General features: G+C 64.4%; 8 protein-coding genes and 1 pseudogene. 3 read left to right on the forward strand and 6 right to left on the reverse strand.

Annotated elements, in window-relative coordinates; genetic code table 11:
* Positions 1–245: 245 nt before the first annotated feature.
* Both P3T23_RS26345 and P3T23_RS26350 read left to right on the forward strand, forming a co-directional pair.
* Positions 246–453: pseudogene (locus tag P3T23_RS26345) on the forward strand (phage integrase N-terminal SAM-like domain-containing protein); the annotation flags it as partial.
* A gap of 334 nt (positions 454–787) precedes the next feature.
* A complete protein-coding gene (locus tag P3T23_RS26350) occupies positions 788–1,900 on the forward strand; it encodes a CapA family protein (RefSeq protein WP_429319042.1) in 1,113 nt (370 codons plus the stop codon).
* A 62-nt stretch (positions 1,901–1,962) separates the two neighbouring features.
* Here the strand turns inward: P3T23_RS26350 and P3T23_RS26355 are convergent, their stop codons facing one another.
* Positions 1,963–2,637, reverse strand: coding sequence for a dienelactone hydrolase family protein (locus tag P3T23_RS26355; RefSeq protein WP_429319043.1), 675 nt, complete (start codon positions 2,635–2,637; stop codon positions 1,963–1,965).
* A gap of 492 nt (positions 2,638–3,129) precedes the next feature.
* Positions 3,130–3,720 (reverse strand): hypothetical protein, encoded by a 591-nt coding sequence (locus tag P3T23_RS26360; protein ID WP_429319044.1) that lies wholly within the window; start codon positions 3,718–3,720, stop codon positions 3,130–3,132.
* Between the two features lie 367 nt (positions 3,721–4,087).
* On the opposite strand from P3T23_RS26360, the gene P3T23_RS26365 reads away from it, so the two are divergent.
* Positions 4,088–6,010, forward strand: a complete 1,923-nt coding sequence (locus P3T23_RS26365; protein WP_429319045.1) for a kelch repeat-containing protein — start codon at positions 4,088–4,090, stop codon at positions 6,008–6,010.
* Between the two features lie 150 nt (positions 6,011–6,160).
* Here the strand turns inward: P3T23_RS26365 and pgaC are convergent, their stop codons facing one another.
* The 4 genes from pgaC to P3T23_RS26385 all read right to left on the reverse strand — a co-directional run bounded on the left by pgaC (position 6,161) and on the right by P3T23_RS26385 (position 12,285).
* Entirely contained in the window at positions 6,161–7,942 is a 1,782-nt protein-coding gene (gene pgaC, locus P3T23_RS26370; protein WP_429319046.1) for a poly-beta-1,6-N-acetyl-D-glucosamine synthase, read from the reverse strand.
* Between the two features lie 27 nt (positions 7,943–7,969).
* Positions 7,970–9,787 carry a poly-beta-1,6-N-acetyl-D-glucosamine N-deacetylase PgaB gene (gene pgaB / locus P3T23_RS26375; RefSeq protein WP_429319047.1) on the reverse strand — a complete coding sequence of 606 codons (1,818 nt, stop codon included), beginning with the start codon at positions 9,785–9,787 and terminating at the stop codon, positions 7,970–7,972.
* On the reverse strand, positions 9,784–11,883 hold the full coding sequence (gene pgaA, locus P3T23_RS26380; protein WP_429319048.1) for a poly-beta-1,6 N-acetyl-D-glucosamine export porin PgaA: 2,100 nt from the start codon (positions 11,881–11,883) through the stop codon (positions 9,784–9,786). Before pgaA ends, pgaB begins: the two co-directional genes overlap by 4 nt.
* Before the next feature lie 186 nt (positions 11,884–12,069).
* Positions 12,070–12,285: a hypothetical protein gene (locus P3T23_RS26385; RefSeq protein ID WP_429319049.1), complete on the reverse strand. Its 216-nt coding sequence runs from the start codon at positions 12,283–12,285 to the stop codon at positions 12,070–12,072.
* Between the last annotated feature and the right edge of the window lie 5 nt (positions 12,286–12,290).

Here is a 12,290-nt window from a genome sequence, read left to right on the forward strand (position 1 = left end):
CTTCACGAAATTGCAGGCGCTGCACGTATTGACGGCTTGCATAGCGATAAATTTCGGTTCAACCCGGCTTCTGCCTACTAATCGTCCGCTTCGTAGAAGCCTGAACGTCTCTTCAGGGTCGTGAACGAACCGCTCGCGCGGAAGGGGGCTCCGGCAAGCGCGTGTGGTTCACGGGAGGTCCGCCGCGCGGTTCCGTATGTTGGCGAATGAGGCAATCCGCCTCGTTCTCCAGCAGGAGCCCAATCATGACCTCCCCACAGGCAAACGCCAGTCCACTGCGCCAGCGCATGACCGACGACATGCGCATGTGCCATGCTTGCGCCGAAGACGCAGGACACCTATCTGCGCATCGTGCGCGAATTTTCCCGGTTTCTCGGGCGCTCGCCTGACACGGCCACCATCGAGGACCTGCGGCGCTACCAGCTGCATCTGGTCGATCACGGCACGTCGCCGTGGGCGGGACGGATCACGATTGACCGCCGTCCCATACGGGAGTCCATGATCGAGGACGACACGAGAGTCGCCACTGTACGGACCGGTTCTCTGGACGCCGAAATGCCAGCGAACTATCTTGAAAGCGTGTCTTGCGCAACAGTTTTCGACGTGAGAGGAACTGTGCCATGTCAATGTCTGCAACCCTTCAGGACTCCCTGCGCAGCAAGGGCTTCCGGTAGGAAAACGTGCAACATCCGACGGGCACCCGTGACCGGATGCCATCCATGCGCCGGGATGGCGCTGCTGATACCCGGCGACTGGCAGCGCCGGGAATATTGCTTTTGCCTGAAGCATGAACTTCATCACTCTGTTTCTGTGCGGGGACGTGATGTTGGGACGCGGTATCGATCAGATACTGCCGCATCCGAACCGGCCCCATCTCTTCGAACCCTATATGCGTTCGGCGAGAGACTATATGAGCCTCGCCGATGCGAAAACCGGGCCGTTGCCGGAGCATGTCCCGTTCGGCTACGTGTGGGGCGATGCGCTGCGCGAACTGGAGCGCATGAGTCCTGACGCCCGCATCATCAACCTGGAGACGGCCGTCACGTCCAGCGAGGACGCATGGCCCAGGAAGGGCATCCACTACCGCATGCATCCTGCCAACGCGCCCGTCCTGAGCGTCGCGAAAATAGACTGCTGCGCGCTTGCGAATAATCACGTGCTCGACTGGGGCTACCGTGGGTTGACGGAAACCCTGAATACCTTGCGTGCAGCCGCCATTCATACGGCTGGCGCGGGGCAGGACGACGTCGAGGCGGCCGCGCCTGCCTTGATCGAACTGGCGGGCGGCGGCAGAGTGGTGATCTTTGCCTTTGCGACGGAATGCAGTGGCGTGGGCGACGACTGGGCTGCCGACCGGGGCCGCCCCGGCGTGAACCGGCTCACTGATCTTTCCGCTGACTGCGTGTGCGCGATCGCGGCGCAGGTGCGTACGGTCAGGCAGGCCGCCGATGTCGTTGTCGTCTCGATCCATTGGGGCGCGAACTTCAATTTCGGCATACCTGCGTCGCAGCGGCGCTTCGCGCACGGCCTGATCGATTCGGCCGCGGTGGATGTCGTATACGGCCATTCGTCGCACCACGTGAAGGGCATCGAGGTGTATCGGGACAGGCTCATCCTGTATGGTGCCGGGGACTTCATCAACGACTACGAAGGTATCGGCGGTCAGCAAGCGTATCGCGGCGACCTGGCGCTGATGTATTTCCCCACCCTCGACCTTGTCACGGGCAAGCTGGCCGAACTGTCGATGACGCCGACCCAGACACGCCACTTCTGCATCAACCGGGCGCCTGAAGAAGGCATTCAATGGCTACAGGAAACGCTCAATCGGGAGAGCCAGCCCTTAGGCGCCAGTGTGGAGCGCCGCGCGGACGACACGTTCGTCCTGCGTGCGGTCGCTTAGGCGCCCCACCGAAGCTCGTGTGTCTCGCAAGCTCGGCCGGCTTACGCTGGACGGGTGCAGCGTCACGCGTTGCCTCGTGCATCGCCACTCGTTTTGCCGAGGTAGCGCTCGAACCACTGCACGGCGCACCGCGCAACGGCTTCCAGCGTGCCGGGCTCTTCGAACAGGTGCGTCGCGCCGGGGACGATTACAAGATCCTTCGGGCATTCGAGTAGAGCGAAAACCGCCTTATTGAGTTCGATGACGTTGGCGTCGAGCCCGCCTACCACGAGCAACGTAGGCGCTTGCACTGAGGCGAGGACGTCGGGTCCGACGAGATCGGGCCTGCCGCCTCGCGAAACGATGGCCTGGATCGGGACCGACGACACGTGCGCTGCGCGCATCGCCGCGGCAGCGCCCGTACTCGCGCCGAAGTAGCCAAGGGGGAGGGGTGCTGTCTGCTGCACCGCGATCCAGACCGTCGCTTGCGCGAGACGCGCCGCCAGCAGATCGATTTTGAAGCGGGCAGCAGGATCGGTGTCTTCCTGCTCGGAGAGCAAGTCCATCAGCAGCGTTGCGATGCCGGCCCGGTTGAGTTCGGCGGCCACGTACCGGTTGCGCGGGCTGAGCCGCGAACTGCCGCTGCCGTGCGCGAACAGGACCAGTGAGCGAGCGTCCTGCGGCAACGCGAGCGTGCCCATCAGGCGCGCGTCTCCCGCCGGAATCGTGACTTCCTGCAAATGGAGCCGAGATTCCATGACATCCTCCTTCGCCAGGCGGCGCAATGCCGTCCCGTGCTTGCCTCGCCGGCGCACTATCCATAATGGACTCCCCAGGGCCCGCCTGATACTTCGCATGAGACATCGGGGGGCACTGCCTCACCAACCTTTGCAGGCAAGTGGCGGGCCGACGTCTGCATACCGGTCGTCGAGCGGACTCCGAGCGCGGGATTCCAGCCCGCCCAATTGACGATAAAGCCCGGTTGTCGAAAGGAAGCAGTCCCTCGCGCGATGCTTAGTCTCCACGGCGAATTGTCGACAAGAGTCCACTAATACGAAACGTTGAACGGCTGGTTCCCGTGGCTACGACGGTCTGTTTCACGCCCTGAGGTAGTCCGTCAAGGTTTTTCAGCGTTCGTCGGACGGGCTCGCCGCAAAGCCCCATATCGCGGGTATGTGAAGTTCAACGTTACGTGAACATCGACAGCAGGAAGGATCGCCTGTCCGCGCGTCGACGCCTGAGGTTCGATGCTACCTGCTGACAGCCGGTTGGATGCCTTGTTCTGGTGGCGGTTCGACGCTGTTTTCCGGTGCTGGCTGGCCCTCTTCTTCCTGAAGTGGCTCGACGCTCTCCGCGGTGGCCGGCGAAATGCTCTTGACCACGGCGGGCGGCTCAACGCTCTGCACGGCGGCCGGCGGATTGCTGTTGCCCACAACGGGCGCCTCAACAATTGCCGGCGGGGCTCTGTGCTGTCGTTCGGTGCTCAGGCCCGTTCCGACGTTCGAGGTCGTGGTGTTCGCACTCTTGAGGACGCCGCGCGCATCGAACAGGAACACCGCCGCCGACGTGTGCGTGTCGGCACCACCGATCAGCGACCCGATAAAAGGGATGTAGTTTTCGGGGTGCGGCCTCGACGTCACATACGTGTAAACGAGCAGCATCGAACCATCGTCGAGCGCGGTCTGCACTGATGCCGGGCCGAGCGTGGCCGTCACTTCCTGAATCGTCGTCACGCCACGCCTGAAGGTCGCCATCTGTTCAGGCCTCACTTCGACACCCGCGGACATGCAACCGACCAGCAGCGCACCGCTCAGCAGCCCGAGTACCAGTCCATGTTTCATGTCGCCCCCGCCCCCGTGTTATTTAATTCTAGGACGACGCAGTGCGGTCGGCACGCGCGAGAAATCGGTGCCGGTCCACCTGACCTTGCCGGTTACGCAGTTGTGCCCTTTAACCTCGTCCCGGCGTACGATACCGATTTCCGCCACGGCCGCGGCGAGTTTTTCAACACAATACGTTTACAGCAGTCGTTCGCTTCTTCACGCTCTCGGGGGCATCGCCCATTTCAGCGCGAGCCAATCTAACGATTCATTTTGCTTTTCTGCGTGCTGCGAAAATCGGTGCCAGCGGGTGTGGCATTTCTTCGGATCACAATCGACCGGCACCTGGGCGTCTGACGACCTATCCTCAAGGAAACGGAGATAGGTCATGTCCACGCAGACAAGACGAATATTGACGTTCCTTCTTATGGCTTCGGCCATGCTGGTGGCTGGATGCCAGGGCAACCCTGATAACAGTGCCATGGCCGTGCCGCCTACGGGGCTAACCGAAACCGATGCCTCAGTGGTGTACGGGCAAGGTACCGAAATTATCCCCGAGCGGCCCACCAATAGCGGCGGGGCGATCACACAATGCAGCGTGTCGCCGCCGCTGCCCCCGGGCCTCGTCCTGAACCCGCAGACCTGCGAGATTAGCGGCACGCCGACTGCCGTCACCAATGACATGGTCTACACGATCACGGCTGGCAACGCAGGGGGAAGCGATTCCACCAGGCTGGAGATCGAGGTCAAGGACACCGCCATCGCGCCGGAAAATCTGGGCTACCCTGACAGCTCCGTCGTCTATGTGGTCAACCAGCCGATTACCCCCAATGCGCCCATCACCACGGGCGGCGAGATCACGCAGTACAGCGTGTCGCCTGCCCTGCCTTCGGGACTCTCCCTCGATGCGCAAACCGGAGTGATTACTGGCACGCCTGCGACAGTGGCCGCACCGGCGGTCTACACCGTCACGGGCAGCAACAGCGTGGACAGCGTTCAGACCCAGCTCAGCATCGAGGTCGGACCGCAGATCGTAGCGCCAACCAGTCTCACCTATTCGGATATGGTGCCGGTCTACATCGTCGGTGTGCCGATCGTGTATGACGAACCGCAGGCATCAGGCGGGGAAATCACCCAGTTTTCGGTGTCGCCGCCGCTACCGGCCGGATTGAGCATCGACACGCAGACCGGTGTGATCAGCGGCCTGCCAACCACGGCAGGAGAACCGGTGACCTACACCGTGACCGGCAGCAACCGGGCGGGCAGCGTCACTGCCCAGATCACGATTGACGTGAACAATGCCGTGATTGGCGAATGGCTGCCGGCGGACAACCTGAATCAGGGATGCGCCCGGCTGACCGCCACACTGCTCACGGACGGCCGGGTACTCGTGGCAGCCGGAATCCACGGGCGCGCGTTGTCTGCAGCTGAAGTGTATGACGCCGCGTCTGATACCTGGTCGACGAGCGGCAGCCTGAACCAGGCGCGGCAATATCACACCGCCACGCTGCTACCCGATGGTCGGGTGCTCGTGGCGGGCGGCCTGGGCAATAGCGGGGGAACCGAACTCGCCTCGGCCGAACTGTACGATCCGGCCGCCGGCACCTGGACTCCGACCGGCAGCATGAATCAGGCACGTGCAGACCATATCGCGACGCTGCTGGCCAACGGTATGGTGCTCGTTGCGGGGGGCATCGACATAACCGGTGCGGCAACCTCATCGGCCGAACTGTACGATCCGGCTACGGGCACCTGGACCCCGACCGGCAATATGAACCAGGCGCGGGACCGCCCTATCGTCGCGCGGCTGTCCGATGGCAGGGTACTCGCAGCCGGAGGATCTTTTAGCAGCAGAGGCCAGCTATCTTCGGCGGAACTGTACGACCCGGCTGCTGGTACCTGGTCCCCGACGGGCAGCATGAGCCAGGCGCGTTCACTCACTACGGCCACGCTGTTGCCCGATGGCAAGGTGCTTGTCGCGGGGGGCTACAACGGAACCACGCTTGCCTCAGCCGAACTGTATGATCCAGCGGCCGGCGCCTGGTCGCTGACCGGCAGCATGAACCAGGCACGTTACTTCCACACCGCAACGCTGCTGCCCGACGGGAAGGTAGTCGTGGCCGGTGGCGTGGGGCAACGCTCGCTGTCCTCTACCGAACTGTACGATCCGGTGGCGCGGACCTGGGCACTAGCTGGCAGCCTCAGTCATCCACGCAACCAGCACACGGCAACGCTGCTGCTCAACGGCAATGTCCTTGCTGCGGGCGGCTTGGGCCCAGGCTACCTGTCATCGTCCGAACTTTTTCATTGAGTTCGAGGAGACGCCGATACGAGTGATCTTCTCCATGACTTTCCCCTTCTCAGATGGGTTGCCAGCACCAACCATCGTGGCATATCGCTACGCCACGGGATGTGGAAAGCCCTTTCTAATTCGGAAATGCCATTAATTGACACCGCCGCATTATGAAGACGACGTCACGGTCACGCTCGTGATGCGTCCTTCCTCGTAGTGCACGCGCAGGCAACGTGCCTCGCGCCACAAGGGCAGTTGTGACACTGGCACACCGGCAGCCTCGAAGTGCGGCTCGGGTGGCAGCGGCGGCACGGCATGCTCGGCGTCAGGCTGGCGCGACAGGTATGGTCGACGTAGGACTCCAAACCAGGTGATGCAGGCTACGAGGACTGCGGCAGCCCAGAGAAAAGGCTCCAGGTCCACCGTGAATGCGACATTGACCACTCTCCTGAGAAGCGCCCCGAGCCCCGGGTGGAACCATCCGATGAAGATCACGAACGGCTCGCGCAGAATCCACAGATAGGCCAGCCAGGCCGCAATGGTTAGCGCCAGGTCTCGAACACGCATCCACCACGCGGCGTGTGTCGGAGGAATTCGGGGCGGCCATTGCAGTGGCGGCGCCAGCTTGACTGGGGGCTCGCTCTGCCGCGGGCTGTTTCGGGCAGGCGTTTCTGGATGCGTCGATGCTCCTGAAACCAGGCGCACGCCCCGATCGGGACTGACCCAGGTGCCGCGCATCCGGCCAAGGCGCCAGACGGCGCGTGGCAGCCCGACGATCGACGACAGGGCCTGAAGGACCCAGAACGCCAGGGGATACCAGACGAGCCAGAACAATGAGCGAAATATCCCCTGCTCGAAAGGCTGGTCCAGCCACGCACCGGTGATGGCCTGTGCGAGGTAGGTCAATGCGAGAACCTGGCCCCAGTCGTGCGGGTAGGGCCCCATGGCTGGCCAGAATCCCCGGAAGTTCAGCCCCGGATGTGGCAGCAGTGAAACGAGGGTCCAGCTCAGAAAGCCTATCCCGACCGCGTAGGCCCAGCAGGTGGACACCACGAAGTTGATCCAGACCGGCAGCAGGCGTGGCCGCTTCAGCAAGGTAGGAAAGACCGTTAGCATGACTGTCGTCCCTCCCTCGCTCCATCGAATGCGCTGACGCCACAGCCCGCGCAGCGTCTCCGGCATCAGGATCCAGCACAGCGCCTTGGGCTCGAAGGCCAGGCGCCAGCCGGCGAGCTGGACGCGCCAGCTCACATCGACGTCGTCGGTCAGGGCTGTACGTGACCACCAGCCGGCGTCCTGCAGCGCGCGCTTGCGGAAGGCGCAGATGACTCCGGAGACAGTGAAAAGCGATCCATACACGGTCTGCGCGCGCTTGATGAGTCCGACAAGAGACGAAAACTCCCCCACCTGCAAGCGCCCCAAAAGCGTTGCGTGATTGCGCACACGCGGATTGCCCGTGAGCCCGCCGATCCGCGCATCAGTCTGGAAGCGGCGTACGAGCCACGTCAGCGCGTGCGGCTCAAGCAGCGCGTCGCCGTCAATGCACACCAGCAACTCGTGCCGGGCGGCCAGCGCCCCGGCGTTCATCGCAGTGGATTTGCCCTGGTTGGTGTCCAGATGCACCACGCGCAGCGCCGGCATCTGCAGGGCCAATGCGTCGAGCCAGACACCGGTCCGGTCAGTGGAGCCGTCATTGATCGCGATGATCTCGAAGTTCGGGTAGTCGAGGAGCGTTAGCGCCCCGAAGGTCTCGGCCAACTGCTGCTCCTCATTGTGGCAGGGCACCAGAACCGACACCCCCGGATAGTCCCAGAGCCGGGGCGGTTCCTCTGGCCGTGGCTCATGGCGGCCGCGCAGCCAGACGTAGAGCCAGCCGCCGCTGATCCAGTAAAACGCTGCCACGAAGGGATAACCGAAGCAGAAGGTAGTGATGAGGTCGTGGAAGCTCATTTGAGTCACTCGCAAGGCGAGCCTGCATCAATGCCGCACCGGGAAGACAGACGCCGACACCCCGGGCGCCGCGACAGCCGCCTCGGGCAGGTCTGCAACAGGATCGTCAGGGCACCAGCCCAGTGAGACGCCGCCGTGGCGCTGGAAGTCAGCGGCTGTACGGGCGAGCAGCCGTGCGTCAGGCGGCGTGGCGCCGGTGAACCAGCGGGCAAGCGTAGGATCGACCGGCGCGAGGCGATCGTCGGCGACGGGATCGCCGAAGCCCGCGGGCACCAGGCTGATGTCAGCGAGCGGGTGCGGTGTGGTGGTGGCGCGTCTCGGCGCGAGCCATAGCAACTTCAGCCCGGGTCGCGCGGCATCCAGCACGGCGAAAGCCTGCCAGCCCAGCGCATCAGGCCCATCGCCATGCACGAGGGTAGGGAGCATCGCCTCCCGTCGTTTGCGCACCGCCCATGCGGACCCACTCAGGGGAATGTCCGGGCGATGATCGTACAGGGGTGGCGGATCGTCGAAGCGCATAGGTTGCGTCGGCGCGTCGGTGTCTTCAAGCAGCCACCCGTCCAGCGGCACCAGTCCGCCCAGGTCCTCGTAGAGACGCAGGACACGTGCTTCGTCGCCCAGGGCGGCGAGCGCCGCGTGGTGCGGCAGGCGGGCGTACACCTCCACGCCGGCGCGCGTGTGCATCTGCCAGGCCACGCGCGAGAGCCAGTCGCCCGCAAGTGGCAGTTCGCCGGTCGGGAACCAGGCGGCGGTGATTCGCCCCTGGGCGTCGCGGCGCACGGCGTCGACCACGACGCCAGTCACGCCCAGGGCTCGCACCCGCTCGATCGCATGACCCAGGCGTTCGTTGCTGGTGTTTTCGTCGCCTGCCCACAATGCGGCCGGGTCAAGGCAGACCAGACGATCTACCCGCCTCTCGTTCGGATCGGGCTGCAGATTCTCCACCAGTTCCACCAGCGGCGGGTTGTAGGTGGGCAGGTAGCGAGTGATTCTCAGGGGCTCGTTCAGGTAGGCGGGGCCCTGGTCGAGCACGAATGCGAATTCGAAGCCCGCGTCGCGTGCCGCTTGTGTGCCGATGGAGTTGTAGCGACCGTAAGGCCACGCCAGCGCGCGCGGCGCGCGGCCCAGTTCGCGCCGCAGCGTTGCGCTGCCGGCTTCAAGGTCGGTCCGCAAGCCCGTCGCAAAATCCGCCTCGCTCTGGTAGCCGGAGCCGGCCGAATAGCGACGCGTCACGGTTGCCGGCATGGTGTTGCCCTGCGGGTTGCCGACGACTTCATCGTGTAGCGATTGAGTGTGCAGCGCGAATTCGACCAGGCCGGAGCGCTGCATCTCGCGCGCCTGATCCCAGGTGATGAAGCGCTCGCGCGGCACCATGCGGTCGCCATAGTTGACCATCGAGCCTGCGGGCGGGGCCATCCAGTCGCTGACCAGCGTGGCGACGATCGGATATCCGTAGGCCAGCGCGAGCGGATAGACCCGGGTGTACAGACTACGGTAGCCATCATCGAACGTGATCAGCACGGCCCTGGCTGGCAGCGCCTTTTCGCCGTGACGGGCGCGCGCGAGGTCACCGAGTGAAATTACCGTCCAGCCATTGCCACGCAGCCAGTCGAAGAAGCTCACCAGGCGCTCGGCGGTGACCGCCTCATCGTCCAGGTCCCTTCGGGCGTCGACCACGTCGTGGAACGCGACGACGGCGAAGGTCGGGCTGCCGTCCGTCGGCGCAGAGGATCGTTGCGCGAACGCGGGCCGCGCGGCAATGCAGATGCCCGCCAGCATCAGTGCCAGCACCACCCCGTGAGCCAGGGCGCGCATCGCGGTGTTCAAGGAATGGTTCGCGCTCATCGTCCAAACCTGTGTTCGAACTTCAGGTAACCGATCAAGGTGCGCTCGCGCTGGCCGTCGTACACGTTGCTCCCCCACTCGATACCCCAGGTCAGCGCGGTCCAGGGATCGGACCGCCAGCTCTGTTCGTATGCTGCGCCGCCGACTGCATGCGTGCCGAAGCTCTGCTCGTTGAAGGCGCCCGCAGTAAGCCGCAGTTGCTGCACGAGCGCACGTTCGTAGGCGCGCCAGATGACATGCTGGACCTGTACCTCCACGGAAGGATGCCATGCCTCTCTGGGATTGAAGTACGGAGTGAGTGCAAGGCTGTTGCGCTGCCATTCAAGACGCGGCTTGAGCGTAATGTCCAGGTGCGGCCGATCGAGCAGTTGGAGAGCACCGTCAATCATCACCTGCTCCCGGCGGTTGCCGTCGCTGAAGTTCATGTGCTGCACGTTCACGCCCGCCTGCGTCGATTCGTTCCATGCATAGCGCAGGCCGCCGCGAATCGAATCCGCGGTAATGCCATGGAAGTCCGCCTGCAACGGCGATTCAGGTGAATGCTTCGCGGCGTCTGCGAGGAAGGTCCAGTGGTCGGTGGGCTCCCATTGCACGGCAAGCGAGCCGCCTGATGTGTTCAGGGAACCCATCTGAGACCATGCGAGTGCAGTCAGCTTCCAGTCCGGCCAGAGCGCCTGCGCGCCGCCGCCTACACGGTAGCGTTCGGCGTGACCCTCCTCCAGAGAGTCGGTGCTGCTGTCAGCCAGGCCGATTAACCGCCATGTGCCCGCGAAGGTCGCTGACTCGACCCGAAGGCTGGTGTCCGTGCCGTTTCCGGGCCCGCGAAGTGCCTGGCTCGATGCCTGCCGGCCGGCCACATCGAATTGCACGCTGGGGCCCGCTTCAGCGTCGAGTTCCCGCTCCACCTGCTGGACGGCTGCAATATCCGCTCCTTGCTCCAGCAGCGGCGCGAGGCGCTCATCGGCCCGCAGCAGGCGATGGCGGCGTACGTCTGAATCCACCTGCTGGACGCGGATGCCGAAGTCTTGAGGTGCAAGGGCCGCTGCGGTGTCAATGTCGTCCTCGGCCAGACGGGGCCAGCCCTGCTGCGCCGCGGTGCCGGAAGCCTGCGCGCGCAGCCAGGAAAGGGCGGGTGCGCCACGCTCGAGCGGCGCGACGAGTGCCCAGGCGGCAGCCGGCATGTCGGCATAGCTGTGAATGGCGGCGTCGAACGCCTGAGCTTCGAGCCAGGTTTCGTTCGCACGCGGTGTCTGCAGTTCGCCGGCTGCTCGCGACGGTGGCCCTGCCGCGGCGACCAGGGCGGCGACGGTTGCAAAGGCGGCATCGAAGTCCTCGCTTTCTACCTCGGCGTAGGCGCGCCCCCTCATCAGCGACCGCCAGGGACTATCCTCGTCCTCGTGCCCGTTGGTCGGCAGTTGCTCCAGTGCTTCCTGATAGACGCGGCGTGCTTCTTTGGGGCGCCGCAGTGCGAGCAGTGCATCCGCTTCGGCCTGGAGAACATAGACCGGAACGGTGTCCCCTGACGAGCGCAGGGCTTCAACCTGATCTACCGCATCCTGCCAGCGCTCGCGGTAGCGCAGGGCCACCGCACGGTCGCGCTGTAATCGGGTGATCAGCCCGGCGTCCGGCGGGGTAGCGGCGCGTGCCTCGGCGAGCAGTGCGTCCAGGCGAGCGAGGGCGGGATCGACATCGTCGAAGCGATGCCGCGGATCCGGTGAGCGCGTGTGGAAGGCTATGGCCCAGCGCAAACGCTGGCTCGCCACGCGGCTCTGCACGCCCGGATCGACGGACAAGCCAGGCACATGGGCCGCGGCGCTCGGGGCACCAAGTTCCATCAACACGTCAGCCAGGGCCTGGGAAATTTCGGTGTTGCCGGGTTGCAGGCGCGAGGCCTGCGCGATGGCGGCGAGGGCCGCGTAGCGGTCGCCGGCACGTAACGCGGCGCGACCGCGCTCAAGCAGTGCCGACGCATCCGTCCCGAGCTCGGGTCGATTGTCGCGCCCGGATTGCGTGCTGACGGTCTCGGCTATGCCGGTCGCGGCGATGGCTGGGGCATGGGGGGCGATCTGTGCTGCCACACCGCCGCACACGACCATCCCGGCTATTCCGATCCGCCAACGGGGCTCAGCTAGACAACCCCTCATAATCTTGACGCCATGACGGTTGCAAGTTCAACAGGCGTTTGCGGCTGGATCCATCTACCAGGTCCGCTTTGACCTTGTTGGTGAACGTTGGTGCATGAAGGCGACGCTGGGCGGACTCTGCCTCATATCCCCCCAATACTATGTGCCATGAACCTTACTCGAAAGGAACTTCGGACGGCGCGTGAAATTTTTGCCAGCGAGTTCGATCGCCAATTGACTCAAATCATTGGTTTCGCGCATGCGTCCCGTCGGCAGTATCGCTTCTTTGTCCGGCGGCTTCTGGCGCAATACTGCCCGGCGACTGCCCATGACCGGTGGGCTCCACGCGCGGAATGGCTCACCGCCTTCGTTCATCAAGA

The sequence above is a fragment of the Paraburkholderia sp. GAS448 genome, from assembly GCF_050435685.1.
Classification (GTDB): Bacteria; Pseudomonadota; Gammaproteobacteria; order Burkholderiales; family Burkholderiaceae; genus Paraburkholderia.

Coding starts and splice junctions, on each gene's coding strand:
- P3T23_RS26360 (WP_429319044.1), bottom strand. CDS start 3,720: ATGAAACATGGACTGGTACTCGGGCTGCTGAGCGGTGCGCTGCTGGTC.
- P3T23_RS26365 (WP_429319045.1), top strand. CDS start 4,088: ATGTCCACGCAGACAAGACGAATATTGACGTTCCTTCTTATGGCTTCG.
- pgaB (WP_429319047.1), bottom strand. CDS start 9,787: ATGAGCGCGAACCATTCCTTGAACACCGCGATGCGCGCCCTGGCTCAC.
- pgaC (WP_429319046.1), bottom strand. CDS start 7,942: ATGAGCTTCCACGACCTCATCACTACCTTCTGCTTCGGTTATCCCTTC.
- P3T23_RS26385 (WP_429319049.1), bottom strand. CDS start 12,285: ATGAACGAAGGCGGTGAGCCATTCCGCGCGTGGAGCCCACCGGTCATG.
- pgaA (WP_429319048.1), bottom strand. CDS start 11,883: ATGGTCGTGTGCGGCGGTGTGGCAGCACAGATCGCCCCCCATGCCCCA.
- P3T23_RS26350 (WP_429319042.1), top strand. CDS start 788: ATGAACTTCATCACTCTGTTTCTGTGCGGGGACGTGATGTTGGGACGC.
- P3T23_RS26355 (WP_429319043.1), bottom strand. CDS start 2,637: ATGGAATCTCGGCTCCATTTGCAGGAAGTCACGATTCCGGCGGGAGAC.